The sequence below is a fragment of the Pseudomonas sp. H11T01 genome, assembly GCF_048515765.1.
In the GTDB taxonomy this organism is placed as follows: Bacteria; Pseudomonadota; Gammaproteobacteria; order Pseudomonadales; family Pseudomonadaceae; genus Aquipseudomonas.
The window spans coordinates 12,715-35,547 of sequence record NZ_JBLYED010000020.1 but is presented as its reverse complement, the minus strand read 5'-3'; the positions used below and the strand labels follow the sequence as shown (position 1 = coordinate 35,547).

Here is a 22,833-nt window from a genome sequence, read left to right as displayed (position 1 = left end):
CCTCAAATGGCAGGCATTATTATCAGTAGTCAAACCGGACGAGCCACCGGCTTTGGTCATATTGCCTGCGGCATCGCCAACGCGTTGGCTCGTGAACATACGGTCGATGTTATTGGTGTTGGCCCCGCACATGCGTCTGAAGCGTGGACGGGGCACCCCCACAGCGAACTTGATCCGACCCGAAGGTCAATACTTTCTATCGTTCGGCAGCGTGCTGCTCCAGATGTCATTTTGCTGCTAGGACAGGGCCAGCTCCAGTCATGGCAGATATCCGGACTCCGCTCCGAGGGTTACGCGGGCCTCATCATGGGTTACGTCCCCATTGAGGGCGCCGTGTACAACGCAGCACCCCTTGAAGGTCTGCTGCGTGCTGACCACCTGGTGACTTATACCCAGGCAAGCGCGCAGGTTCTCATTGACGCCTTGCGGTCCCTCGACACTGGTGTATCGTTACCGCATATCTCGACAATCGCTCATGCTGTCGAAACAGGTACCACTCTGAAGGTTGAGTCGAAAGCAGCGCTGCGGGCGGCACTGTTCCCCGGTGCTGCGCATCGCCAGGAAGGGACCTGGGTATTGAATGCCAATCGCAATGATCAGCGCAAACGCCCGGAGATCGCCCTCAGGGCCTTTGCCTCGGTTGCGCAACGTCACGGCAACGCGACCTTGATCCTGCACTGTCAATCTCGACGCCGTGACGTCGATTTGTGCATCGAGCGGGATCGGCTGGGGCTGCGGCGCCAGGTCTTGATCACCAGCGAATTTGAAGCGTCACCGCTGTCGGCGGACCGGCTTACACAACTCTATGCCTGTTGCGAAATAGGCATTAACAGCACGCTCGGTGAAGGCTGGGGCCTGGTGCCGTGCGAGCACGCTCTTCAGGGGGGCGCACAAGTGTTGCCAGGGCATGCCAACTTACGGGAAATATGGACAGATGCACCGCTGTGGGCGCCCGTCAGAGATGCCGTTCGACTGGATGAGGTGTTCTGCGGCCAACTTCCGGAGGAAGGTGCACTGGAGCAAGGGTTGAGGACTCTGCTTGAGCACCCGGACCAGGCATCCCGCGTGGCCAATAACTGCTACGACTGCATCAATCAGCCCGCTTATGGCTGGGAGCAAGTGGGCACGCAATGGACACAGCTTATATCGACGGCCCTGGGCACATGGCAGTGATTTTTTCCGTTAGCTATTTGTTTCAGTTCATTCGCTGTCAGATGCAGTCTCTCGGTTTTCTAAACACCGCCTCATTTTGGGGCTCTGGCCAACCGGCAATCCTTTGAACGATTAGAGCACCAAACAAGATGCCCACCAGATCACAAAGCACCTGAGCCATCTCAATCCAGCCTCTGGGCGGGCCTCCATATACGTTGTCGAATGGCTGGATGTACAACTCCCAGAGCGCTGTCGTCATGACCAGAACAAGACACGAACTCATGAGTGCCGGCTTCGGGCGAAGCAAGCTGGGAGTCTTCCAAGCGATGAGACCGAATAGCGCCCAAGCCCCGAGGTAGATAGGGGATAGGCTGACAGCTAGCTCGAAGGTCGTGACCCCAAAAACATCGTACAGCCAGCCATCTTCAGGCCAAGATGATGCCAAACCGACTACAACTGCCACCGTTATCGCTATGTTCGTCGCGATTAGCCGCCTGGAAGCAAACGAACTGATGAAGTACCACGCCGCGACCGTGAAACCGGTCAGGCCAATCATATGGGCAATCTCTCGGGGACCAACCCACCACTCGCGGCTCAGTCCGATCAAATGGAACGGGGTGAAAGTCAGAGCCCTGTTCAACGTGATGGCAAGAATGAGCAGGGCCACCCCCATCACCAATGCCAAGAGTTGACGCCGATTTTGACGCATAGGTGTGACTCCTAAACTAAACATTACTCCCATAACTCACCCTTGTGTGATTCCCTAACTATTTGGCGGACGCGAAAATGGGCGTCCGCTTACGACCTCGGCCCCACGATGATTCGGGGCTTTGGGTGGATCTGGGCGGCTTTCCTTGAACTATTCGTCTTCCAGCACCGCCAGTTCACCGTAGAGCGGGATTTCGCTCAGATGGGTTTCGTCCGGCCCAGCCAATTCTTAAGCGCGGAGAATTTTTTGTGCCAAGGCAACAGCCTGGTCTTTCGGAACAACCAAACGTACTAGGTCGGGGTAGTGAGATTTACCATCCCACATCTGCTGACAGCTGACAAAACCAGCTCCATGATTGCAGCCTCAAGAGCGAGCTGGTTCTCGTAAATTCTTGTTAGAACATCGTGAAAGGCGCTCTGGCCGGACAAGGCTTCGACTCCGTTCGGAAAATCGAGAGCATAGCAGCGCAAAGGCTGAAGGCAGGAGTTGTGAAGTGCGCAAGGAGGGAGAGGTGGTACATAACTGGTACGGAAGAAAGCGAGGAAGGTTGGGCGCCTTTTTTTCCGGGGGCTGAGCTTCTAGTAGCTCCAATCCATCATTTGGACTAGGCAGGGTGTCGGGGGGGCAGCGCAAAGTTTAGGGCAAAACAGAGACCGCAGTACGCCGCTTTGGGTGCATGTCAGTTCACTCGCGAAAAATCGGGCGTCCATGCCGGAGCCGCCGGCGGTGGGTTGGGGTCTGTGAAGGTCGGGGAGATCATTCCCAGCTTCATGCGGGCGTACATCCGACCAACCAATGGACGCTTACCTCGGCTTTCGACAAACACCCAGTGGCGATCTGTCAGCCAGCGCAGCTGATATGCCCGAGCCTTGTAGCCAGTGAGATCCGCCAGCTCTTCGTCGGAGAGAATTTCATTTTCCATTGTGATGCTCCATGCCGCGCGTGGCGGCAGAAGGTGGGGAGGGGTTATGGTTTTTCGGGGAACCACTCGGTGTCGTATTCGAACTGACTCACCAACTCTGGCGTGATGTTTGGCAGCTGTCGTTCGAAGGTCAGGTAGCCGTAAGGCTTCTTGAGCCACTCCGCTGCCTCAGGCATGAAACGCTCTTTGTAGATCCGAAGCAGGTGGTCAGCGGCCGCCTCGTACTGGTCTTCCCGGTAGTTGGCGACGCAAACCCCGCCGCGGCATACACGCCAAACGGTGCGTTTGGGTTGTGCCTCGGCTGCTTTGATCTTGTCGTCCATGGCGGTGCGCGCATAGCGGAGCTGATCGAGCGTCAGCGTTGCCACCCAGTCATCGGTGCTGATGCTTTGTTCGTGGCCAAGGTGGCACTTGATTGCAGGCATAAGAATTCCTCGCCCCGCCGTTCCCCGGCAGGCTTAAAAAGTACGGAGAAAAGTATTCGAATATCGAGTGAACGCCGTCGAGGTATGATCGAAGGCTAACTTGAATGGGTTGACTTGGTATGTTGCAGAATCTGAAGCGGAATTGGCTGGCTTACTCGGTGTTGGTTGGTGCTGCGCTAGGGCTTGGATTTGTTTATTTTGGGGTGTTAAGAACCGATGATCTACCTGCTTGGGTGCAAGCATATGGCTCGATAGGCGCGATACTTGTTGCCATTTCGATCAGCCTTTCTCAGCAGAAACACGAAGCGGAATCGAGTCTGATATCGAATCAGCAAGCAATTGAACAGAAACATCACCTCGCCCTCAATTACGCCCGAAGCGTCTTTCAGATAGCCTATGAACTCCAGTTTCTAATGATCCGAATCTCGGGTCAGGTTAAAGAGTTAAAAAAACCGGATTTCGCCCAGCTTGAGTTCGGTCTTAACGATTTATTGTCACGGCTGGCAAAACTGGACGTAGGCCCAGTCACAAACAAGTTGACTCTTGTGTTTGAAATGCGTCAGCAGCTTTTACGTCTCCATGATTTCCTCGCTAGATCCATCCAAATAAACGATGACTTCTATCGTATAGATCAAGAGTGCAGCGACGTTAAAGAAAGTATCGAGCATCTCGCCACGATGGCAAAGATAGAGCTCACGGCAGTCGAAGCTAGGATCCTGTCACCTACTTGAACTCACTGAGCCAGACCCAAGAGATTCGATTCCCATTCATATCCTATTGCGCTCCAGAGGTTGGTGGAAGACGGGAAGGGCGCCGGCTTGCTCGCGCACGGCCTTCATGCCTGCCTCGTCGTAACCCCAGATGTTGCTGTCATTGAACCGTTCAGGTCCGAGATAGCCAGGGTGCATGGGTTCGCCGGTGCGGATGAAATCGCGAAAGGCCTCGACCACGGCGCGCAGCGTGCCGCCATGACTGAATCCGCGCCACCGGGCACCCCACACCGTTTCGTGCGTGAAGATGCGCTTGCCGGTGTAGTCGTCGATGAACCGGACCTTGCCGTGTGAATCGACTTCCATGCTCGCGTAGCGGCTCACGGCCTGGCTGTAGAAGAACCGGCGGCCATGGTCGGCGATGATCCGGATTGCTTGGTTTACCTGCTCGGCGCGCTCGCGCTTCAGAGCGAGTTTGTTTTCTTTGGGCATGGGGCGTCCTATGCCGGGTCATGCCCGGGCGGTGGCGTGATTTGGATTTGTGGGCTATTGGTTGAAAGCCCGACACGAGGCCGGTAGGAGTTGAAATATTGAACGGTGCAGCTGCTTCCAGTAACGATTGGTCAGGATTTATCGCAGGCGTGGTAGAAACATGGGAGTGGTTCGAGCGCCTATTCGCGGCGCTGTGGAGCGGATTAGGCTGGCCTCACGCCGTCCTGATAATGTTTTGCGTTGCAGTCGGTTACTTCAAAAATGAGATTCGAAGCATTCTTCCGAGAATCAAAAAAGTCGGGGCGGACGGGTTTGAACTTGAGTCGCCATTACCCCAAATTCAGCAATCAACAAATGACAGCGAACTGCAGAACGTGCCGACTGGAGAATTCCCTCATTCATTCGGTATCGTTCTTGAATTGGTTAAGAAGCAGATTGAGGGCAAGGACCCGGGAGAAGTGCAGCAGTTTCTAATTCGCGATAACGCGGGGTGGAGAGTACTCTGTTATTTTGAGAATATTTATTCCCATATTTTCGGTGGTCAAATTCAATTGCTTCAGCTTTTGAATCAGCTCTCGGTTACCGGGATGTCAATGGTTGAGGCTGGTCGTGAATGGGCCGCTTACAAAGATCGTTTTAAGCCAAACCTTGACGAGTGGGATATGGACGGATTCCTTGCGTTTCTTATTGCGAAGGATCTAATAGTCAAGACTGATGACTCTATTCGAATCACCCCAACCGGAAACGAGTTCTTAACTTGGATGACGAAGTACGGTCGCTCACCTGTTCGCCCTTGGTAATCACGCCGCAGCCTTTAACGCCTCAATGATTCGCTGACCAGCCAGTGGCGGTACTGCATTGCCGGCCATGTGCATGGTCAGTCGGTGGTTGTCCGGGCGAAGGGTGTCGGCTGGGAATGACTGAGCGGCCATTGCCTCGTTGGCGGTGATCATGCGCATCCGGTCGCCTTCAACTATTGCCCAGCGGTCAAGCGTTGTGATGGTGCCTATCGGGCGATCAAGGCTTCGGCCGGTTAGGCCAGATCCGGACCCGTAATAGGGCATCACGAACCGGTCGCCGAAGCGCTTCCGTCCGTTCTCCACCCTGAGCAACGTCGAGGCCGCTCGGCCTGGCTTCTCGATTGGCGACCAGTTGCCCGCATCGAAGTCGATAATCTCGCTGGCTGGCACGTGTTGGTAGCGGGGCAGCTGCAAGTGCAATGGCAGCCTTGCTGCGGGAGCAGACCATGAACAACCGCACCCGGTGCTGAGGAACGCCAAGGTCGGCGCAGTCAACGATATGCGGCGCAAGTTGATAACCCAAACGCCTCATCGCATCTGCCCAGGCCGGGTATAGAATCCAGTCCATGAACTCAGGAACATTCTCGATTACGGCGAATTCAGGCCGGTTCACCTCTGCATTCGCCACTGGCGCCCAAGCGGTCGAGCGTGAGTTGTCGTGCTGAGGGTTGCCGGCTGCTTTGCCGCGAGCTTTGGCGTGACCTTGGCAGCAAGGGGAGGCCAGCATCACGTCGTGCTTTGGCACCTGCGACCAGTCAGCCTGGTGGAGATCCTGGCAAACGTGCTGCGTGTCGGGGTGGTTGGCGCTGTGCCACTCGACAGCAGATGGCCAATGGTTGGCTGCCCAAAGCACGTCTAGGCCAGCAGCCTTGCCGCCCGTGGTCCATCCGCCAAGTCCGGCGAACAGGTCAATTGCTGAAGTCATTGTCGATCCTTCTGGGCTGGTCGGATCCAGCGGGGTGGAGTATTTCTGTTTGTCCCGGCATAGGGCCGGTTCGAGGTGAAAAGCGATGAGCGACAAAACCAGAGTTGTTTTCACAATCAAGGAAACAGGCGATGGGCACCCGTACCTGACCATGGAATTTCATGACGCTATTCCAGGGTTGCCGGACTATCCGCCTGTGTTTGACCTAAAGCCTGGCGCGACAATGGAAGACGCAGAGGAAGTTGCCGCTTTTCTAAACAGGAATATCGCGAGCTATCGCCCTTTTCCAAGTCGGTCGCGTTCGGCGTTCCAGTCGGAAGTCAAATAAGCGGGTAAGGATCAGGCGACGACTGAGAGCGCGAGCAAGTCGTCGCCAGCTCGCGCAAGGCCGGCATGCAGGTCTACTTTTCGCCCAGCAAGCATGCCGGCGATTTGTGCATTCATGTCGAGCTCGGTCTCGCGCGCTTTACGGGCTTTACCCACGCCGTTGTTGGCGAGGTATTCGGCGATAAGCGCCTTGTCCTGGGCTTCCACGGCCACAATGTCGCGGCCGTCGCTATGCGCTGCCGGAGCGTCCTCTTCGCCTTTCGGCACTAAGGCTTGGAGCTTCCCGTACACTTCACCGACCCACGTAATGGCGAAGTGGTCGGCGGCTGTGTCCGCGGAGTAGGAGCTGCGGTGCTTACCTGATCGAACACCTGCTGCGTATTCCTTTCGCGCCAATTTCAGCTTGGTCAGCAAAGCCTCAAAGGCATAGAGGGCAATGTGTTGGGCCGGTGTAACGCCGACGAAGGCAGCGCGCTCAACGATCCGATCTTTGACCTTGCACCACTGGCGGTTGCGCAACGACGTGCATCCGAACACCTGTGCCACGGCCGCGCTTAAATTTCGTTCCCAGGCTGGTAGGCGGTCCAGTCGGGAGAATTGGGATTCAACTTCACCTACGTCGCTGAGCTTCACATCCATCTCAGTAAGCCGGTACTCACGCATCAAAGCCTGCGCCTGGCGAAGCGCTGTGGCTGCTTCGTTCTCATTCGAGCTTTGCGCGAGTGCCAAGCAGTGTTTGATTTTGCGGATCGCCCGTTCGAGCTTCTTTTCGTCGATCTGTTGTGCGGACATAGAGGATCCTCGCCGGTATAGTTATTTATTGAGTTGAGAGAGTGTGAAAATGGAGCGAGTGAAGCTTTTCGAATTGGTAAACGCTTTCAGAGTTGCCGTTGCAAGAGAGTGTCTTGTAGGGTTCCCTGAGGGCTTGGAGCTCACACCGAGATTTCCAAAAGGCGCTTGCAAAGACGTATCGAGACTTCTCGCGGCCCACCTCGCTGACAATGGTTTTCCGGGCTCACGAATGATTGAAGGAGATGCAGGTGGGGATCGCGGTGAGCTAGGTAGTCATGCGTGGCTTGCGCTTGGTGAGCTGTGGATCGACATAACTGGAAGCCAATTTGAGGGGTACCAGCAACCGGATGTTTTGATTGCTTCTGGTGATGACTTCTTGAAAACGTGGGAGCCCGTCGAATCAGATGCGAGTGCGGATTTCCGAATAGCGTATGACGTCCCTGGCTATGAGGGTTGGCTTGGCAGTTACTCGGATGCCTACACTCGTATTAAGGAAAGCATGCGCTTTCTATAGCAGGTGTGTTTTTGCTGCTGTTCACTCTTTGTGCATGGGGCGTTACAAATGCGGTTTTTGTTGATTTCAATCATTGCTTTACTTCTGGCTGGCAGCTCGAACCTAGGTGGTATGCCTTCTGGGAGTGATGCTTACGCCGTCGCTAAAAGTGTAGTAAGCATAGCTGCTCAATTGTTAGTGTTGAGTAATGCGTTTCCAATTACTGTAGTTGCAGCAATAATTCTCTTTGTTGTCAAAGAAATCGTTGAGCTAATTAAAAAGACTAGAGAGAAGTCTAGGAAGATATCTGCGTACAAGGCGCTTATTGCTGAGGAGTTATTAAAGAATGCATGGTCATTGAAGGCCTTGAAGCGGCTTTGTTCAGAGCTTCAAGATCCGACGTTGAGAGAAATCGAGTACAAAAAATCGGCTTCTGGGACCGAGCGAGCTATCGTGCGGACGACAGAGAATGAGCACGTCACCTTTTTTTGGAAAATTCATACAGCCGCTTTTGAAAAAATAATGACTGATTTGGCTGTATCTAACTCGAAGCTCTTTCGATCCGCTACCGATGTTTATTCGTTGCTAGCTGAAGTAAAGCACGTTCGTGAAAGTATCATCGACTTTTCAGAGTTTGAAATGCCAAGACATATGATTAGCGGGCTTGGTGACTATGGAAACGATACTCTGGATAAGGCAATCGCCGCTGTGAAGTCAGCGTACAAAATATACACAGGGCAGGAGCTAGTTGGTCACAAGCTTAGATCGTACCTTTAGTTTTTACGCCTCAACACCAGTCTTTGCGAACTCTTCAAGCTGTCGCGACTGTTTTTCTGAAACTACAAATTCAGGTCGCGACAGGGTGACGAATCGGGCTGACTCTTCGGTGGGCGCAGCGGCCAGGTTGATCAAGAACGTCGACACCGTCTCCTGCCATTCCTCGAAGTCGTGGCGCTCGCCCAGCACCTGAAGTGCATCAGCGAGTGCTTTCGACACAATCAGCGTGCGCTTCTCGGTGCCGATCCGGTCCAGCAGGGCTTTCTCCTTGGCGCGCTTTTCCCGCTGAATTTGCGCATTGTCTTTGGCCATGGCCTGCCTCCTCAATTCCGTGGGCCGGTAGATCCAGCCATGCCTGTCGTCGGCGCTGACGCACCTGGTTGCTGAGGCGCCTCATGATGTGAACTTGAAGCCGTTTTCACGGGCGATGAGGCGGGCGCGCTTGGCTTGTCCTGATCGAGCTCCACTTTCAGCGCGCGAACCGGGTCGTTCCAGTCGAGCTGGAGGTCGCGCACCTTCGAGTTCAACGCGACCACCTTCTCCACCTCGTGGGCGATTTTGCGCACCTCCTGGGTATCGGGCCCCACGACGCGGAACTGCACCGGGTAGCCGACGGACGGCCCCAACTCGAGCCGGGTCACGCGCACCCACGCCTGCGGGAATTGTTGGTCAGCCGAGGTCACCAGCCGCGCACGTACCCGCTCGCGTGCATCCAGGTCCTTGGTCATCACAACGAGCTGGGCAAATCCCGGATTCGGCAGCTCGGGGTTGAGCGAGAGATAGAAGCGCGGTGCGTCGGCACCGGTGTAGGCGGTATAGAAACGCACGTCCTCGTCCTTCGCCAGAATCTCCTCCATGTGCTTGACCTGCTCGGTGGTCGCCGCGATGGACGAACCCTCTTTCAAGCGCAGGTCAATGACCAGTTCAGGACGCGAACTGTTGGGGAAGAATTGCTGCGGCACTAGCTTGATACAGGCCAGAGCAAGCACCAGGGCGCCAAACGTCGCACCGATGACCACCCAGCGGCGCTCGATGGCGACGTCGATCAGGCGGCGCAGGCTGCGGTAGAACTTCGTGTCGTACGGATCACCATGCTGGTGCTTGCCCAAGTCGTTGGGCAGCATCTTGACCGCCAGGTACGGCGTGAAGATGCCGGAGCAGGTCCACGAGAACAGCACCGCGGCGCCGACGATCCAGAAAATGCCACCCGCGTACTCGCCGGTGGTGGACTTCGAGAGGCCGATCGGCAGGAAGCCCACGACGGTGATGAGTGCGCCGGTCAGGCGCGGCATGGCGGTGGATTGATAGGAGAAAGCGGCCGCCTTCACGCGGTCCATGCGTGGTATCGATTGCCTGAAGGATGCCTTGGCGATATTCGAGGAGGAGCTGAGCGCCTGATGCAGAACGGGTGATGTTGATACGCCAGCGTGGCTCAGGCCGTTCCGAACCATTTACCACTCAGGCGGGGAATTGGGCTATCCAGTGCCTGGCAATCTCTTCGCGCCGGCAGATCCACACCGCGTTGTGGCCTTGCACGTAATCACCATCCCTAAACGGGGAGAGCAATGATGATCACAAGCGCCACCCGGCGACGGCAAAACGGGGGAGGGCGTCTGCACGATAGGCGACCGGCTGGAGACGAAGAAGACCAGGGTACTTCCCGTTTTAGGTATACGTTTAGGTATATGTGACGAATATGATATTAGTGGAAACCAGTGATATATGGGTCTTTAGGTAGGTTGTTCGACCCCGGCTTCGGGCACCATATATATCAAGGGTTTGCGTGAGATACCTCATGCAGGCCCTTGTTCGTTTCTGGTCCGCAATTCACTTTGTTGGCGATACTTTTTTTCCTTTCCGGTTGCGTATGTACTGTTCGGTCATAACAACCGTCGTATGCCCAAATCGAAGCCCTGGGTGAGCATCGGCCAGCGCTTGCGCCAAGCCATCCTCGATCTCAACGATCATTCTCATAGTGAATCTCCAGTCAGGCGCCGCCCTCTGTGACTGGATGCGACAAGACGTGTTTGATCTCTCGGCGGTTGGCGTGATTCGTTGAAGTGAAGGGTTGAACTACGCTTAACGTTCCACAGAGAGGTATGTGTCATGAGCGAAGATCGAGTGGTTGCGCTTGAAATAGCACTGAAAACGGTGATGGCTATCGCCAGAAATCAAGGGTTTGATGCGGATGAACTGTGCAGACAGTCAATTGGCGCAATAATCGGTGACCCAGCCATGAAGTGGGTGAAGGCGGACCATGTTCAGAATGCCATCGCCGAGATTGAAATGGCCCAGGCTGACATTGCGCGCCTGCCTCTGCCTTCAGCGCAATAGGTGAGGGGTGAGGTTTGAGTAGATCGAGAAGGTAAATCCTTCAAGGTGAGCCTATGGCGCATTATGTGGTTACAGCCGTTCGCATCAACGATGATGACGAAATAGAGCTCTTCATGTGGGCAAAGGTTGACCCCAGCGTCAGCAGGGGAATATTTCTTGAAAAGCCGCATATAGCTTCGATGGAGGACATCATTGCGGCTATTCGCGATGGCGACGTTGTTGAGATGACATTCGAAGCGGGCATCGGGACGGTGTCAGGTGGAAAGCTTCTGGAGGGTCACTTGCCAAGTGGTGAGGTGACCGTAACCGAAGAGCGTGCTAATCCAGGCAGAATGATCATTAACCTGCCAAGGTTTTAAATCGTGACTAATCGGACACAGCTGTTCTCCCACCGCACCGAGGCGCGGCCTTGAAAAAAGTGTGGTTATTGAAGGGGTTAGGCGATTTTTAATCGGACGGACGGATGTAAATGTCTTGTTACAAGTTCTCGAAATCAGTTAATATTGCTCTGCGTTCACCACCACGGTTTATGCATTTTTAGCCCCAAGCGTCCATCAGCTGCTTGGGCTTTTTTTTGCCTGAAATTTGCTGCTGCCTGGAACTGCAATCGACTGTCATTACGACTCTTCCCGCTACAACAGCCGTTCGCCCAGATTGATCTTGGTGGCGATCTGTTCTCTCGCGACTCTTCATTTGATTCAGGCGCTAGGGGAATCAGGTGATCTGGCGTTTTGAACCTCCTCAATTTGAGGGGTTCAAACGAACATAGCGTCAGGCTTTGCCTGCCAGGAGACGATCAAATGAAACGCACAACTACTTTGATTTTAGTGATGTCAGTAGCGCTATTGCTCGGTGGGTGCTGGCCGTATTGGCATGACCATGATGGGCACGGACGTGATCACGGGCGTTACTACAGTGGTGATCATAGGGGGCAAGAGTATCGCCAGTAACATCACTGAAGCAGAGCCGGGATAGATCCAGTCGTCAGTTTTTAGGCTCAAATCTCGGCAGTTCAATTGACGTGCCGGTTCGATTCCGGCTTCAGCCATACATATCAAGGGCCTGCATGAGATACCTCATGCAGGCCCTTTTGTTTGCTCCGTAATGACAGCGTTGCTTCGCATGGACGTCGTTGGCGATCCTTCCTCTCCGGTTGCATAGGGGCGGGAAGCTCAATCGACTGATCCGCCAATTCAGACTTGTTTTCGAGCTAACCAGGCTCCCCAGAAAAGGCTGGAAAAGAACCGGGTTGCATCACCGAATCCGGTGTCGTGGAGCAATTGCTGTACTGCCGCTTCCGAATGCGGAGGATCGGCGCCCTGTAGAATTTTACCGAGCTTGGCGTGCACTTCGTCCGCACTTGCGCCTTGCTGTCGCCAGCGCTCAGCCCAGGCGGCCAACAAGAGTGGTTGGCTGGAATAGGCATGATGGTTTCCCGCCAATACTAACGGAGCCCCTGGTTTGATGCGCCTGGCAATGGATTGGAGAATGTTTTGCTTAGCCTCATCACTGGGTAGGTGATGCAGTACCCCAATCAATGTTGCAGCGTCGTAGAGATCACTGGGTGGCAGGTCTTCGACGGTACCCAGATGAACCTCGGTACGCTCCAGAAATCCGCTTGCTTGCAGTTGCGCAACGGCCAGATCAAGCATCGAGGGGGAAGGATCAACCGCTGTGAAGCGCCATGTCGGCTCCAGCGCCGCCGCGCTCAGGATTTCCTGTGCAGTACCACCTGCACCCACCACCAGAATACGCGCGGTTTTCTCCGCACCAAGGCTCGCGGCGAGCATGCACGCAACTAACTCATGGCATGCCTCATAACCTGCTAATGCAATGCGACTTTGCTGAGCGTATTCGCCAGCACGAGAGGCATCGAACTTTTGCGCGGAACTGGAGCGTGAGGAGGGCATTGGATTTCTCTTCCGGGGACGTGCAGTAACCCTAGCGCTTACTTACGAATAAATGAAATTCATATAATTAATAGAATGCATTCCTTGAAGGAATGTTGCGTGCCCGTCGCGGGACCTCCATAAGTCTTCCTTGTCGACGAGCAGCACGGTTACGCACTGATGCAGCCACCGATCATGGCGAGCTGAACCAGGGAAAGAGGCAACAGTGTGGATCGATTGATGTGCGCGCCGCTATCGGCCATCAATCGAATACTTGCCCGGACCTGTAATTCCCAGAAGCAGAAAGCCGCCCATGATGCTGAGGTTCTTGAAGTACTGGATCGTGTTGGCCGCGCGCTCCGGGTCAGCCATCGTCCAGAAGTGATGCGCGATTAGGGCGGTGCCGAGCACGAACAAGGCAAATAGAAAGGCGAGCGGGCGGGTGTAGAAACCCACGATAATCGCTATAGCAACGAAGAACTCCATTACCACCGCAATCCCGGCGGCAACCATGGGCATGGGGGCGCCGAGTGAAGTCAGGTAGGCAACGGTACCGCCGAAGTTTGTCAGCTTGCTCCAACCGGACATGATGAAAAGAATCATCATAATTATGCGGGCGAGCAGGATGATTTCGTTTCTCTGGTTTTCGAACAGGTTGTATCTCATGGCGACCTTCCTTTTATGGTGGGCAGTTTTACATTAGCAGCTGCCAGCAAGTTCGCCGGGGCGGGCCAAAACACGGGGTTTATCGTTTTCAATCGGGATCAAATTTGCCACCAGCTTTTCCAATCGTTCATCGGTAGGGTATTGGGAAAGAGCCGCTAGCGTGATGCAGTGATATGTGCCTTACTCAGGCTTCATATTCAGAAGGGACGCCGCAATGACTGAGCGCCATTTGAATCACGTAGAAACCCTATCGAACGGCTGCAAGATTGAGGTAAAAGCCAAAATACTGAGGGACGGTTCGTTGCAGATGTTCGTAGGCGTGTACAGGCCTGACGGCACTGTTATCGTTGAGAACAACAATCCAGCACCCAATCAGCTGGACATGGAGGCCGCTCTTGAGTGGGGGATCGTGACTGCTCGAAGCGTGGGTAACGGCCACCAACCTCAGTAAGGTTCGAGCCTTTACGCCGGGGGCTTGTATGCCATTCGTCAGCGGCTTTGCACTTTGAAGTCCGGTCGGTTTCTAAACTATGAGGAGCAGCCGTCTGGACCGCGACCACGAGGTGGCTATGGCTAACAATCCGAATACTCTCAATGACCCACCACTACCTGCCCCCTTATCGGCCGAAGAAGAGTTGGGTTTTGATCCTGATTCGCCGGATGTCTCCGACCCTCAAGTCGATCCTATAGGTCCGGCTAAAATTCCTGGTAAAGATCACGGCGCTGACAGGCAGAAGCCCGTGCCGAAGCCCTATGATCCACTTGGTAATTTGAAAATGTAATCTGAAGCCCGGCCACTGAGTCGGGCTTTTTAAACCCTGAATGTAGGCGGGCTTTCGGTTTTCTGTTGCATGGGGCAGAGCCCGGCAACTGGCATGAGTTGAATGAATGGTCTATTTCTAATATTCCGGCGCGGGGCCGGTTCAGGGAGATCTCCATGCATTTGGTTGTGGAAAGACCTTATCCCGTGGATTACATCCATCCAAACGGATCGCAAGCACAGATCGATTTCATGTGGGGTGATCCCAAAAGCCTGTCACCTACCGGAGTAACTATCTGGCTCAAGACCGGGAAAGACAGGGTCAAGCTCGGTGAGGAGATGGGTGAATGGCGCACGTATGGCGAGGCTCTGCGGTTCGGTATTGCTTTAGCCAATCAATGGCTGGGTCGACTGCACTGATTGCCCAGTTGTTTGGCGTTGCGGTTATTTCCTGAGGTCATAAAGCCAGGACAAAATGTTATTAGACCATCAGGGTGGGCTTTGTTAGAACTGTAACTACCTGGCGCCCACCCTGAAGGAAACAGGTAAGGGTGAGAGCGGGTAGCAAGACCTCCATTTATCTAAATGGAAACCGTCCAACATTGAGTTGGGCAATGATCAATGAGTCTGACCGCCAACCTTCGGGTAAATCGCTGCGCATCTGGCCAACTGCTCGCGCACCTGTGCATAGGGCTCATTGATCCCTTTTCTTTTCCTTCCTGTAAATTTCGCACTCTCTGTCTATGCGCCTCCCTCCGTGACCGGATACGAGCCAGTTTGTGTGGGTTCAGTTTTTCGTGAGCTGTGAGGTAGACTCCTGCCAGCTGTATCAATGCGGGGGAAATCAGCACTTGGCTCGCAGTGAATATTCAGCGAACGTCATGTCTGGTCAGGATCGGAGAGCGCAATGGAAATGCAAGCAACAACTAAAAATGCGATTGCAAGCAATAGGGATGCATGGAATGACTCTGCAAAACATCATAAGAATACTGATCAATGGCGGGCACACCTAAGCGCGGTTGGTCGCGCGGATTTCTCGTGTCTGGATCAGACCATTACGTCCTTGCTTCTCAGTGTTGGCGTTGATGGCAAAGATGTCGTGCAGTTGGGCTGTAACAATGGTCGAGAGAGCCTTTCGCTTTTTGCGCTTGGCGCCCGCTCGGTGGTTGGAATCGATCAATCAAGCGCCTTTCTTGATCAGGCGCGCGAGCTGGCATCTCATTCCCCCCATGAACCCGAGTTCATAGAGGCCGACATTCATTGCTTGTCGCCTGCACTACACAGTCGTTTCGATGTTGCATTGATTACGATTGGTGTATTGAACTGGATGCCCGATATTGCAGACTTCCTGTCTCATGTCGCGAAGACGCTCAAAGTGGGTGGCACTCTGGTGGTTTATGAGACGCATCCGTTCCTCGAGATGTTCGATCCTGATTCGCCTGATCCCTATCGAGTAGACAGCTCCTACTTTCGTGTGGAGCCCTTTGTCGAAGACGACGCGATTGTCTATGAGGGCAAAACCGAGGCGAAGATTTCTCCGTTCTATTGGTTTGTCCATCGGCTGGGTGACATCGTCACGGGCTCAATCGAGGCCGGGCTTCAGATCGCACACTTGAAGGAGTATCCGCACTCCAATCGTGAGGAAAAATACGACCTCTACGAGAATCAGCAAGCGCAGCTACCTCTGTGTTTCACGCTGACGGCAATCAAGCGTCAAGGCTGAGTGTCGCCAACAAGCCTCGCCATGTGCGGGGCATTTTCATTTATGGCGCCCGGGAATCCGGGAGGCTATGCCTGCCAGAGATTGCTGCAAACCTCTCATCTGTGCCTGCCCAATGATACAGTCGCCTTTTTATAATGAGGGAAGGTCATGCGGATTTTGATAGGGGCTGTTGCGATGGTTCTGCTGGCAGGGTGCACGACGCCCGCGATGAACGAGGCGCGCTCAAAAAGCCCGTACAAGACGCTTTCTTCGAACAAACCGGAAAAAGTTGTGGCCCAGTGCATCCAGTTCGCGTGGCAGGATGAGTCGGTGTTTGGTGTCGATGCCGGGGCATTTATGCAACCGGGTGAGCCCGGTGGCTATACGGTTTACACGACCGGAGCGCAATACTTCGTCGACGTGCAGAGCACTGCATCGGGCACGACCACAAACTATTACGCGGCATCGGACAGCTGGGTCGCCAAGCGCAGACTTGCCGCGCTGGCAACCTGCCTGTAACCCTTAAAACGAAAGGCTTGGGTGAAGTGTCTCACTCAAGCCTTTCGTGTTTCTCACAAACGGTATTTTCTGTCTGCGTCACGTTGATTCCTTCTGTCTCATGCTGCACCCGTCACCGAGAATGCAAACCTTGCGCACCAGGTAGATACCTGGCTACCTGAACCGGGGAAGAGGGCGCTCAATAGGTTTCAATGACGTTAGGGCACTTCTAACGAGTGGAGCTTCGGTCTCTATCTCTCTGAGACGGTCTCGTATCCTGAGCGCTGTGGGATGGCCACCTTGGTGGTCGACCCAGTCTGCGATTTCTTTGCAGGCAGCGGCCAGTCGGACCTGACGAGAGTCGAGGAGTGTCAGTAGTGTGGTGATGGATTCTTTTTCGGACATTTGGAACACCTCCATGAGAGAAGGAATCTGACAGGACGCAGCAAAAAGCCCGCGAGGAGCAGCCGCTCGACGCTCGATTTCTGCCAATGGGGCTGCTGATCCTTCAGCTGAAATCAGTATAGACCCGGTAAATGAGAGTGGCATCGGTCAATGCTAACGAGATGAAGCGCGCTTGCTGACCGCATTAAGCCGCCCGCATTCACGGCCTGCGTCCTCTTCGTGATCATAACCGTCCCCGATAAAACCGCCTGTGCGGGTATCGGCGATCCGGTACCAGTCGGCTGCTGGAACGAGGTGAGAAGCCTCTCCCGCTCTGCGGCCCTGGATGATGATCTTGTTGCAGCGCTTCACAACGAAAATGTCTTCCATGGCGTCACCGGTATGACTCGTGTCAGAACAACTATAGAAGCAAGTTTGAAACGTGCAAAAAACTGCGCCAAGCGGTCTTTTGATAGAAACGCTGAAAAAGGCCTGACTAGTCACTCAAACGCTGGAAACACCATCCTGTCACCTCCCACTTCAAGCCGTGTGTGGGTTCTAGCGCCGCCAGAAAGTCCGCATCATGGGAAACCACCACAATAGTCCCCGGAAAGTCTCGCAATGCGCTCTCGAAGGCTTTTACCGACTCTAAATCCAGGTGATTGGTCGGTTCGTCGAGCAACAGCAACTGCGCGGGAGTTGCTTTCCAGAGGGCTACCGCAATGGCCGCTTTGAGACGTTCGCCGCCGCTCAGCTGGCGGCTGGGCAGAACGACACTCCGGGTGTCGAGTTGCAGCATGGCCAGCCGGCTGCGCAGTTCACCTTCGGTCAGTGGCGTGTCGAGCAGGTTCAGTTGTTCGACGATGGAGCGTTCATCATCAAGCAGTTCAAGGTGTTGATCCAGATAGGCGCACGGTACGTGAGTTGCGCAGGTGCCACTCAGAGGTACCCACGCTACGCCACCGGCAAGCATTTTGAGCAGGGTTGATTTTCCGCATCCGTTGGGACCACTGACGGCGATGCGCATCGGTCCGATAGCCGAGCAGGTCAAGTAGGTCGTCGGGACGTTGGCGGGTAACCAAGGCAGTTGTGCATCAATCAGGGTGAATACCTGTCGACTCGCGGGCACGTTTGTTCCCGGCAGTGATACTAAGGTCGGACTTTTCGACAGCACTCGCGCATTGGCTTCACGTACATGCACATCGAGTTCGGCCTTGTGCGTCTGATGGGTCTGACGGACATGCCCCATTACTTCTGTTGCAGTGCCTTTCATGTCGGCACGTTCGAATCGCGAGACGTTGGCGGTGTCGGCTTTTTTACGTGAAACGGCTGCGCGTCGCTGGAGGGTGTCGTGTTCGCGCTGCTGACGTTTTTGCTCCCGCGTGCGCTCGGTGCGGGCTTGTTCGAGGGCCGCCTGGGCGGCCGCATGCTCGATCTGCCGCTGGGCATGGAAGGCCTCATAGCTACCGCCATAGACTCGAGGGCCGAGGGCGGTAAGCTCGACGATTCGTTGCATGCTATTGAGCAACTGTCGATCATGGCTGACGACGATCAAACCGCCATGCCACTTCTTCAGTGCGTTAAGCAGCCAGATGCGACCTTCGGTATCCATATGGTTGGTGGGTTCATCCAAAACCAGCAGGGAGGCGGTTGTCAGGAACGCACCCATCAACGCGACCCGCGCCAGTTGGCCGCCGCTGAGTGAGTCTGTCTGATGTTCCGGATCAACGCCGGGCAGCCCGGCTTCGTTCAAAAGCTTGCGCAATCGTTCGGGTAAGTCCCAACGATCATTCACCCGCTCCAGATCCTCGGCCGAGGCCGTGCCCGCTGCCAAGCGTTTCAACGCGTCGAGCGCATCGGCGACTCCGAGGGCCCGGGCCACAGTTTGCCCGGTCAGGGCAAAGTGATCTTGAGCCACGTAAGCGACATCGCCAAAGCGAGTGATTTTTCCGAGTGATGGGTTGAGCCGGCCTGCAATCAGGCGAGCAAGTACGCTTTTGCCCATGCCGTTGCGGCCGACAATACCGGTGGGGCAATGATCGAAACTGAGAGTGAGTGAGTCGAGCAGTGTCTCGCCATCGGCGAACTGGAAACACACCTGATTCAAGGATACGAGCGCGGGTAGCCGGGTGACGTGAGTCATCAGCACCTCCAAAAAATGTCGGAAAGGCCAACAAGCGCCAATGGCGGCTTGTTGCGAATACATTTTGGAAGGCTTAGTTGTTCACTTCTGCGGTCGTCCAGCGTAAGGGGAAGATGGCTAGCCTAGCCCATGATGCTTTTTTCGTACAAGGACTCATGACATTTCTAGAGATGCATGATTTCTCGATCTTCAGGTATTCGGTGTTTTTTCAGCCAACTGTTCCAGAAACATCGCCAGCCCGACTTCCTCTGTTTTCAAGCCTTTGCGTGCCCGGGGTTTGGGTAAATCGGCCAGTGCGCCGAGCACGAATCCTTCCAGCAGTGCCGGGTGGATGTAGCATTTTCGGCAGACCGCCGAAGTGTTGCCGAGTTGTTGAGCGACGCTTTTGACCATCTCGACAATATGTTTTTTTGCGTCGGATTCGGGTTGCCAATGCAGTTCTCGCAGTACCGCCAATGCCTGCGCGCTGCCGGCCCAGGTGCGGTAGTCCTTGGCGGTGAACTCAGCGCCGGTAAGAGCCTGCAGGTAAGCATTAACGTCGGATGAGCTGACGTTATGCCGTTCGCCTTGTTCGTCCAGATACTGAAACAGATTTTGCCCCGGCAGTTCCAGGCATCGCTTGATGATCCGCGCCAGACGCGGGTCTTTTACAGTGATCTGGTGCTCGACGCCGCTCTTGCCGCGGAACTGGAAAAGAACGGCGCTGCCGTTGATTTCGACATGTTTGTTGCGCAGGGTCGTCAGCCCGTATGAGCGGTTGTCGCGGGCATACTGAGTGTTGCCGACGCGAATCAGCGTGGCATCGAGCAAGGTGATGACCGTGGCCATGACCTTGTCGCGACTAAAACCCGGAGCAGCCAACAGAGTTTCAAGCTGTTTGCGCAGTTTCGGCAAGGCCATGCCGAACTCGAGCAAGCGTGAATATTTGTCGGCGTCACGCACTTCACGCCAGCGCGGGTGGTAGCGGTATTGTTTGCGGCCGCGAGCGTCGCGTCCGGTGGCTTGAAGGTGGCCACGCGGGTCGGCGCAGATCCAGACATCGGTGTAGGCCGGCGGCACGGCCAATGCGTTGATGCGTTTGATTTCTTTCGGGTCGCGGATGCGCTGGCCGTGCACGTCGAAGTAACTGAATTTTCCCCGTTGCAGTTTTCGGCGAATACCGGGCTGGGTGTCATCGACATAGTGCAGGTCACGAGGGAGATCGGGTGGCAGCATCTCTGGCATGGCGGTCATTCCGTTCAATGAATCAGGGCCTGTATTGCCATTGACCGCGAGCCATTGCGGTCGTGCCCGATTTTTAAGCCAGGACTGCCACCGCTTTGATCTGTGCCCAGAGTTGCTGGCCAGGATGCAGGTTCAACTGATCTCGAGAGTAACGGGTGATCCGCGCCAGCAACGCGGTGCCCGCGGCATCAAGGCGTATCAGTACATGGGCCGCGTTATCGGCGGGAACTTCGCTGATCACCGTGACCGGCAAGCGATTGAGGATACTGCTGTGTTCGGTGTCTTGCAGGCTCAGGCTGACGTCGCGAGCCTGGACTTTGAAACGTAGGGTCTTTCCGTTCGCCAATGGAGAATGTGCGACCCGCACGCTCAGCAGGCTTTCCGGCAGTTGTAGGGTGAGGAGCTGATAGGGCGCGTCATAGGCGCTGACCTTGCCTTCGATCACCACGCCGGCATCGTCGCCCAGTGCCATTGGCAGGTCGAGCCGAGCCAGGGTTTCGCCGATGGGGCCGCTGGCTAAGGCCTTACCTTCGCTGAGCAGGACGATGTGGTCAGCCAGGCGCGCAACCTCATCCTGCGAGTGACTGACATACAGCACCGGGATGTCCAGTTCGTCATGCAGGCGCTCGAGGTAGGGCAGGATTTCGTTTTTGCGTTGGGTGTCCAGCGCTGCCAATGGCTCATCCATCAGCAATAGCCTGGGGCTGGTCAACAGGGCGCGAGCAATGCCGACGCGTTGACGCTCACCCCCCGACAAATTCAGTGGATGGCGATCGAGCAAGTGGCCGATCCCCAGCAGTTCGGTGGCATGGGCCATATCGACTCGCCGTTGCTGACGCGCAATGCGCCGCAGGCCGAATTCGAGGTTGGCCAGCACCGACAGATGGGGAAACAGACTGGCCTCTTGAAAGACGTAGCCCAGCGCCCGTTTATGGGGGGCGACGAAAAGCTTTTTACGGCTGTCTTGCCAGACCTCGTCGTTGATCTGGATAAAGCCTTGCTCGGCTTTCTCAAGGCCGGCGATACAGCGCAAACAGGTGGTTTTACCCGAGCCAGAATGGCCATACAGCGCAGTGACGCCGCGCCCAGGCAGTTGCAGGTCAAGGTCCAGCGAGAAACCGGGATAGTTCAGTTGCAAGCGAGCATGAATCAACGAGGTCATCAATCAGCTCCAGGCAGCTTTGGTTTTGCGGCTCGAGTAGAGCGCGAGCAGTATCAGGAACGAGAACACCAGCATGGCGCCCGCGAGCCAGTGTGCCTGTAAATATTCCGTGGCTTCGACGTGGTCATAGATTTGTACCGACACCACGCGGGTTTTCTCCGGGATATTGCCGCCGATCATCAGCACCACGCCGAACTCGCCGACGGTATGAGCGAAGCCGAGAATCGCCGCAGTAATGAAGCCGGGTCTGGCCAACGGCAGGATGACACTGAAAAAGGTGTCCCAAGGATTGGCGCGCAATGTCGCGGCGACTTCCAGTGGACGGGGGCCGATGGCTGAAAATGCATTCTGCAACGGTTGCACGACAAAGGGCATCGAATAGATGACCGAGCCGATCACCAAACCGCTGAAGCTAAAGGTCAGGGTGCCCAGCCCGAGAGACTGGGTAAATTGACCGACAAACCCGTGAGGGCCGAGGGCGAGCAGCAAGTAAAAGCCGATAACCGTCGGCGGCAGCACCAACGGCAGGGCGACGATCGCACCGACCGGGCCGCGCAGCCATGAGCGGGTGCGCGACAGCCATAACGCAATCGGAGTGCCGATAATCAGCAGGATGAGCGTGACCAGGGATGCCAGTTTCAGGGTCAGCCAAATGGCGGATAAATCGGCACTCGATAGCGGCATTTAGAGTTGGTAACCGTAGGATTTGATGACGGCAGCGGCTTTCGGACCTTTGAGGTAGTCAACCAGTGCCTTGGCGGCCGGGTTGTCCTTGCCTTTAGTGAGGATCACCGCGTCTTGTTTGATCGGGTCGTGCATGGCGGCCGGAACGATCCAGGCTGAGCCGCTGGTGACTTTGCCGTCTTTATAGATCTGCGACAAGGCAACAAAGCCCAATTCGGCGTTGCCGGTGGAAACGAACTGATAGGCCTGGGTGATGTTCTGGCCTTCGACGATCTTGTCTTTGACCTTGTCAGTCAGGCCCAGTTTGGCCAACACCTGAGTGGCGGCGAGGCCGTAAGGTGCCGCTTTCGGGTTGGCAATGGACAGGTGCTGATACTGGTTGTCGTTAAGCACTTTGCCCTTGGCATCGACGTAACCGTCCTTGGCCGACCACAGTGCAAGGGTGCCGATCGCGTAGGTAAAGCGCGAGCCCTTGACGGTGTCGCCTTCGGTTTCGAGTTTCTGCGGGGTGCTGTCATCGGCGGAGAGGAACACTTCGAACGGCGCGCCATTTTTGATCTGGGTATAGAACTGCCCAGTAGCACCAAAAGAGGCGACCAGCTTGTGGCCAGTGTCCTTTTCGAAATTGGCGGCGATCACCTGAATCGGTGCGGTGAAGTTGGCCGCGACCGCCACCTGGACCTCATCGGCCTGAGCCGATCCGAAAGCGAAGACTGCGAGCAAGGATGCCAGGCAGGTAGGGGCAAAACGTGGGACACGAATAGACATGTAGCGGCTCCGTGGGTCGAGTGCGGTGGGCAGTTTGTTATTGGAAGTGGACTGCGCCGAGGCTTGGGGGTTAAACGCTATATAGTCGAATATAT

General features: G+C 55.3%; 28 protein-coding genes and 2 pseudogenes. 12 read left to right on the top strand and 18 right to left on the bottom strand.

Translation table 11 applies throughout. The annotated features are described in order from the left end of the window. The first annotated feature begins 6 nt into the window (after positions 1-6). A complete protein-coding gene (locus ACN1C3_RS23880) occupies positions 7-1,173 on the top strand; it encodes a hypothetical protein (protein WP_419118211.1) in 1,167 nt (388 codons plus the stop codon). A 37-nt stretch (positions 1,174-1,210) separates the two neighbouring features. Here the strand turns inward: ACN1C3_RS23880 and ACN1C3_RS23875 are convergent, their stop codons facing one another. The 3 genes from ACN1C3_RS23875 to ACN1C3_RS23865 all read right to left on the bottom strand — a co-directional run bounded on the left by ACN1C3_RS23875 (position 1,211) and on the right by ACN1C3_RS23865 (position 3,208). Then, positions 1,211-1,861, bottom strand: a complete 651-nt coding sequence (locus ACN1C3_RS23875; protein ID WP_419118210.1) for a hypothetical protein — start codon at positions 1,859-1,861, stop codon at positions 1,211-1,213. 679 nt (positions 1,862-2,540) lie between these two features. After that, on the bottom strand, positions 2,541-2,783 hold the full coding sequence (locus ACN1C3_RS23870) for a DUF4224 domain-containing protein (protein WP_419118209.1): 243 nt from the start codon (positions 2,781-2,783) through the stop codon (positions 2,541-2,543). A 44-nt stretch (positions 2,784-2,827) separates the two neighbouring features. Then, positions 2,828-3,208: a hypothetical protein gene (locus ACN1C3_RS23865; RefSeq protein ID WP_419118208.1), complete on the bottom strand. Its 381-nt coding sequence runs from the start codon at positions 3,206-3,208 to the stop codon at positions 2,828-2,830. A 119-nt stretch (positions 3,209-3,327) separates the two neighbouring features. On the opposite strand from ACN1C3_RS23865, the gene ACN1C3_RS23860 reads away from it, so the two are divergent. Beyond that, entirely contained in the window at positions 3,328-3,939 is a 612-nt protein-coding gene (locus ACN1C3_RS23860) for a hypothetical protein (protein ID WP_419118207.1), read from the top strand. A 36-nt stretch (positions 3,940-3,975) separates the two neighbouring features. Here the strand turns inward: ACN1C3_RS23860 and ACN1C3_RS23855 are convergent, their stop codons facing one another. Further along, the gene (locus ACN1C3_RS23855; RefSeq protein WP_419118206.1) at positions 3,976-4,410 is read right to left on the bottom strand and encodes a hypothetical protein; all 435 of its coding nucleotides are present in this window, start codon (positions 4,408-4,410) and stop codon (positions 3,976-3,978) included. A gap of 98 nt (positions 4,411-4,508) precedes the next feature. Between ACN1C3_RS23855 and ACN1C3_RS23850 the strand changes: the two genes are divergently transcribed. Then, positions 4,509-5,210 (top strand): hypothetical protein, encoded by a 702-nt coding sequence (locus ACN1C3_RS23850; protein WP_419118205.1) that lies wholly within the window; start codon positions 4,509-4,511, stop codon positions 5,208-5,210. On the opposite strand, the pseudogene ACN1C3_RS23845 reads toward ACN1C3_RS23850, so the two are convergent. Beyond that, positions 5,211-6,135, bottom strand: a pseudogene (locus ACN1C3_RS23845) (DNA cytosine methyltransferase). Positions 6,136-6,220: 85 nt separating this feature from the next. Between ACN1C3_RS23845 and ACN1C3_RS23840 the strand changes: the two are divergent. After that, a complete protein-coding gene (locus ACN1C3_RS23840; protein WP_419118204.1) occupies positions 6,221-6,463 on the top strand; it encodes a hypothetical protein in 243 nt (80 codons plus the stop codon). A gap of 11 nt (positions 6,464-6,474) precedes the next feature. Here the strand turns inward: ACN1C3_RS23840 and ACN1C3_RS23835 are convergent, their stop codons facing one another. Further along, on the bottom strand, positions 6,475-7,254 hold the full coding sequence (locus ACN1C3_RS23835) for a DUF2786 domain-containing protein (RefSeq protein WP_419118203.1): 780 nt from the start codon (positions 7,252-7,254) through the stop codon (positions 6,475-6,477). A gap of 562 nt (positions 7,255-7,816) precedes the next feature. Here ACN1C3_RS23835 and ACN1C3_RS23830 point away from each other — a divergent pair. Continuing rightward, positions 7,817-8,524, top strand: a complete 708-nt coding sequence (locus tag ACN1C3_RS23830) for a hypothetical protein (RefSeq protein WP_419118202.1) — start codon at positions 7,817-7,819, stop codon at positions 8,522-8,524. Between the two features lie 3 nt (positions 8,525-8,527). On the opposite strand, the gene ACN1C3_RS23825 is transcribed toward ACN1C3_RS23830, so the two are convergent. The 3 genes and pseudogenes from ACN1C3_RS23825 to ACN1C3_RS23815 form a co-directional block, all read right to left on the bottom strand. Continuing rightward, positions 8,528-8,836, bottom strand: a complete 309-nt coding sequence (locus ACN1C3_RS23825) for a hypothetical protein (RefSeq protein ID WP_419118201.1) — start codon at positions 8,834-8,836, stop codon at positions 8,528-8,530. An 11-nt stretch (positions 8,837-8,847) separates the two neighbouring features. Continuing rightward, complete coding sequence (locus ACN1C3_RS23820; protein ID WP_419118200.1) at positions 8,848-9,861, bottom strand: efflux RND transporter permease subunit; 1,014 nt, start codon at positions 9,859-9,861, stop codon at positions 8,848-8,850. A 490-nt stretch (positions 9,862-10,351) separates the two neighbouring features. Further along, a pseudogene (locus ACN1C3_RS23815) lies at positions 10,352-10,432 on the bottom strand (integrase); the annotation flags it as partial. Between the two features lie 198 nt (positions 10,433-10,630). Between ACN1C3_RS23815 and ACN1C3_RS23810 the strand changes: the two are divergent. After that, complete coding sequence (locus ACN1C3_RS23810; RefSeq protein WP_419118199.1) at positions 10,631-10,858, top strand: hypothetical protein; 228 nt, start codon at positions 10,631-10,633, stop codon at positions 10,856-10,858. 53 nt (positions 10,859-10,911) lie between these two features. Beyond that, a complete protein-coding gene (locus tag ACN1C3_RS23805; RefSeq protein WP_419118198.1) occupies positions 10,912-11,217 on the top strand; it encodes a hypothetical protein in 306 nt (101 codons plus the stop codon). A gap of 834 nt (positions 11,218-12,051) precedes the next feature. Here ACN1C3_RS23805 and ACN1C3_RS23800 read toward each other — a convergent pair. Next, complete coding sequence (locus ACN1C3_RS23800; RefSeq protein WP_419118197.1) at positions 12,052-12,768, bottom strand: class I SAM-dependent methyltransferase; 717 nt, start codon at positions 12,766-12,768, stop codon at positions 12,052-12,054. 231 nt (positions 12,769-12,999) lie between these two features. After that, entirely contained in the window at positions 13,000-13,413 is a 414-nt protein-coding gene (locus ACN1C3_RS23795) for a DoxX family protein (RefSeq protein WP_419118196.1), read from the bottom strand. 214 nt (positions 13,414-13,627) lie between these two features. On the opposite strand from ACN1C3_RS23795, the gene ACN1C3_RS23790 reads away from it, so the two are divergent. The 5 genes from ACN1C3_RS23790 to ACN1C3_RS23770 all read left to right on the top strand — a co-directional run bounded on the left by ACN1C3_RS23790 (position 13,628) and on the right by ACN1C3_RS23770 (position 16,394). Continuing rightward, positions 13,628-13,864, top strand: a complete 237-nt coding sequence (locus ACN1C3_RS23790) for a hypothetical protein (RefSeq protein ID WP_419118195.1) — start codon at positions 13,628-13,630, stop codon at positions 13,862-13,864. Positions 13,865-13,982: 118 nt separating this feature from the next. Then, positions 13,983-14,195: a DUF6021 family protein gene (locus ACN1C3_RS23785; RefSeq protein WP_419118194.1), complete on the top strand. Its 213-nt coding sequence runs from the start codon at positions 13,983-13,985 to the stop codon at positions 14,193-14,195. 155 nt (positions 14,196-14,350) lie between these two features. Continuing rightward, positions 14,351-14,593 (top strand): hypothetical protein, encoded by a 243-nt coding sequence (locus tag ACN1C3_RS23780; RefSeq protein ID WP_419118193.1) that lies wholly within the window; start codon positions 14,351-14,353, stop codon positions 14,591-14,593. A 487-nt stretch (positions 14,594-15,080) separates the two neighbouring features. After that, entirely contained in the window at positions 15,081-15,896 is an 816-nt protein-coding gene (locus ACN1C3_RS23775; protein ID WP_419118192.1) for a class I SAM-dependent methyltransferase, read from the top strand. A gap of 147 nt (positions 15,897-16,043) precedes the next feature. Next, positions 16,044-16,394, top strand: coding sequence for a hypothetical protein (locus ACN1C3_RS23770; protein ID WP_419118191.1), 351 nt, complete (start codon positions 16,044-16,046; stop codon positions 16,392-16,394). A 153-nt stretch (positions 16,395-16,547) separates the two neighbouring features. Here ACN1C3_RS23770 and ACN1C3_RS23765 read toward each other — a convergent pair whose 3' ends face one another. From ACN1C3_RS23765 to modA, 7 genes are all read right to left on the bottom strand, one after another. Further along, positions 16,548-16,778, bottom strand: a complete 231-nt coding sequence (locus ACN1C3_RS23765) for a hypothetical protein (RefSeq protein WP_419118190.1) — start codon at positions 16,776-16,778, stop codon at positions 16,548-16,550. Between the two features lie 153 nt (positions 16,779-16,931). Further along, the gene (locus tag ACN1C3_RS23760) at positions 16,932-17,147 is read right to left on the bottom strand and encodes a hypothetical protein (RefSeq protein ID WP_419118189.1); all 216 of its coding nucleotides are present in this window, start codon (positions 17,145-17,147) and stop codon (positions 16,932-16,934) included. Positions 17,148-17,253: 106 nt separating this feature from the next. After that, complete coding sequence (locus ACN1C3_RS23755; protein WP_419118188.1) at positions 17,254-18,900, bottom strand: ABC-F family ATP-binding cassette domain-containing protein; 1,647 nt, start codon at positions 18,898-18,900, stop codon at positions 17,254-17,256. Positions 18,901-19,089: 189 nt separating this feature from the next. Continuing rightward, positions 19,090-20,133 carry a DNA topoisomerase IB gene (locus ACN1C3_RS23750; RefSeq protein WP_419118187.1) on the bottom strand — a complete coding sequence of 348 codons (1,044 nt, stop codon included), beginning with the start codon at positions 20,131-20,133 and terminating at the stop codon, positions 19,090-19,092. A gap of 64 nt (positions 20,134-20,197) precedes the next feature. Further along, positions 20,198-21,286 carry a molybdenum ABC transporter ATP-binding protein gene (gene modC / locus ACN1C3_RS23745; protein ID WP_419118186.1) on the bottom strand — a complete coding sequence of 363 codons (1,089 nt, stop codon included), beginning with the start codon at positions 21,284-21,286 and terminating at the stop codon, positions 20,198-20,200. 3 nt (positions 21,287-21,289) lie between these two features. Continuing rightward, positions 21,290-21,970 carry a molybdate ABC transporter permease subunit gene (gene modB, locus ACN1C3_RS23740; protein ID WP_419118185.1) on the bottom strand — a complete coding sequence of 227 codons (681 nt, stop codon included), beginning with the start codon at positions 21,968-21,970 and terminating at the stop codon, positions 21,290-21,292. Continuing rightward, entirely contained in the window at positions 21,971-22,738 is a 768-nt protein-coding gene (gene modA, locus ACN1C3_RS23735) for a molybdate ABC transporter substrate-binding protein (protein WP_419118184.1), read from the bottom strand. Positions 22,739-22,833 lie beyond the last annotated feature (95 nt).

Coding starts and splice junctions, on each gene's coding strand:
- ACN1C3_RS23750 (WP_419118187.1), bottom strand. CDS start 20,133: ATGACCGCCATGCCAGAGATGCTGCCACCCGATCTCCCTCGTGACCTG.
- ACN1C3_RS23785 (WP_419118194.1), top strand. CDS start 13,983: ATGGCTAACAATCCGAATACTCTCAATGACCCACCACTACCTGCCCCC.
- ACN1C3_RS23780 (WP_419118193.1), top strand. CDS start 14,351: ATGCATTTGGTTGTGGAAAGACCTTATCCCGTGGATTACATCCATCCA.
- ACN1C3_RS23800 (WP_419118197.1), bottom strand. CDS start 12,768: ATGCCCTCCTCACGCTCCAGTTCCGCGCAAAAGTTCGATGCCTCTCGT.
- ACN1C3_RS23880 (WP_419118211.1), top strand. CDS start 7: ATGGCAGGCATTATTATCAGTAGTCAAACCGGACGAGCCACCGGCTTT.
- ACN1C3_RS23755 (WP_419118188.1), bottom strand. CDS start 18,900: ATGACTCACGTCACCCGGCTACCCGCGCTCGTATCCTTGAATCAGGTG.
- modC (WP_419118186.1), bottom strand. CDS start 21,286: ATGACCTCGTTGATTCATGCTCGCTTGCAACTGAACTATCCCGGTTTC.
- ACN1C3_RS23765 (WP_419118190.1), bottom strand. CDS start 16,778: ATGTCCGAAAAAGAATCCATCACCACACTACTGACACTCCTCGACTCT.
- ACN1C3_RS23855 (WP_419118206.1), bottom strand. CDS start 4,410: ATGCCCAAAGAAAACAAACTCGCTCTGAAGCGCGAGCGCGCCGAGCAG.
- ACN1C3_RS23795 (WP_419118196.1), bottom strand. CDS start 13,413: ATGAGATACAACCTGTTCGAAAACCAGAGAAACGAAATCATCCTGCTC.
- modB (WP_419118185.1), bottom strand. CDS start 21,970: ATGCCGCTATCGAGTGCCGATTTATCCGCCATTTGGCTGACCCTGAAA.
- ACN1C3_RS23805 (WP_419118198.1), top strand. CDS start 10,912: ATGGCGCATTATGTGGTTACAGCCGTTCGCATCAACGATGATGACGAA.
- ACN1C3_RS23825 (WP_419118201.1), bottom strand. CDS start 8,836: ATGGCCAAAGACAATGCGCAAATTCAGCGGGAAAAGCGCGCCAAGGAG.
- ACN1C3_RS23870 (WP_419118209.1), bottom strand. CDS start 2,783: ATGGAAAATGAAATTCTCTCCGACGAAGAGCTGGCGGATCTCACTGGC.
- ACN1C3_RS23875 (WP_419118210.1), bottom strand. CDS start 1,861: ATGCGTCAAAATCGGCGTCAACTCTTGGCATTGGTGATGGGGGTGGCC.
- ACN1C3_RS23865 (WP_419118208.1), bottom strand. CDS start 3,208: ATGCCTGCAATCAAGTGCCACCTTGGCCACGAACAAAGCATCAGCACC.
- ACN1C3_RS23835 (WP_419118203.1), bottom strand. CDS start 7,254: ATGTCCGCACAACAGATCGACGAAAAGAAGCTCGAACGGGCGATCCGC.
- ACN1C3_RS23860 (WP_419118207.1), top strand. CDS start 3,328: ATGTTGCAGAATCTGAAGCGGAATTGGCTGGCTTACTCGGTGTTGGTT.
- modA (WP_419118184.1), bottom strand. CDS start 22,738: ATGTCTATTCGTGTCCCACGTTTTGCCCCTACCTGCCTGGCATCCTTG.
- ACN1C3_RS23840 (WP_419118204.1), top strand. CDS start 6,221: ATGAGCGACAAAACCAGAGTTGTTTTCACAATCAAGGAAACAGGCGAT.
- ACN1C3_RS23810 (WP_419118199.1), top strand. CDS start 10,631: ATGAGCGAAGATCGAGTGGTTGCGCTTGAAATAGCACTGAAAACGGTG.
- ACN1C3_RS23830 (WP_419118202.1), top strand. CDS start 7,817: ATGCGGTTTTTGTTGATTTCAATCATTGCTTTACTTCTGGCTGGCAGC.
- ACN1C3_RS23775 (WP_419118192.1), top strand. CDS start 15,081: ATGGAAATGCAAGCAACAACTAAAAATGCGATTGCAAGCAATAGGGAT.
- ACN1C3_RS23790 (WP_419118195.1), top strand. CDS start 13,628: ATGACTGAGCGCCATTTGAATCACGTAGAAACCCTATCGAACGGCTGC.
- ACN1C3_RS23770 (WP_419118191.1), top strand. CDS start 16,044: ATGCGGATTTTGATAGGGGCTGTTGCGATGGTTCTGCTGGCAGGGTGC.
- ACN1C3_RS23760 (WP_419118189.1), bottom strand. CDS start 17,147: ATGGAAGACATTTTCGTTGTGAAGCGCTGCAACAAGATCATCATCCAG.
- ACN1C3_RS23820 (WP_419118200.1), bottom strand. CDS start 9,861: ATGGACCGCGTGAAGGCGGCCGCTTTCTCCTATCAATCCACCGCCATG.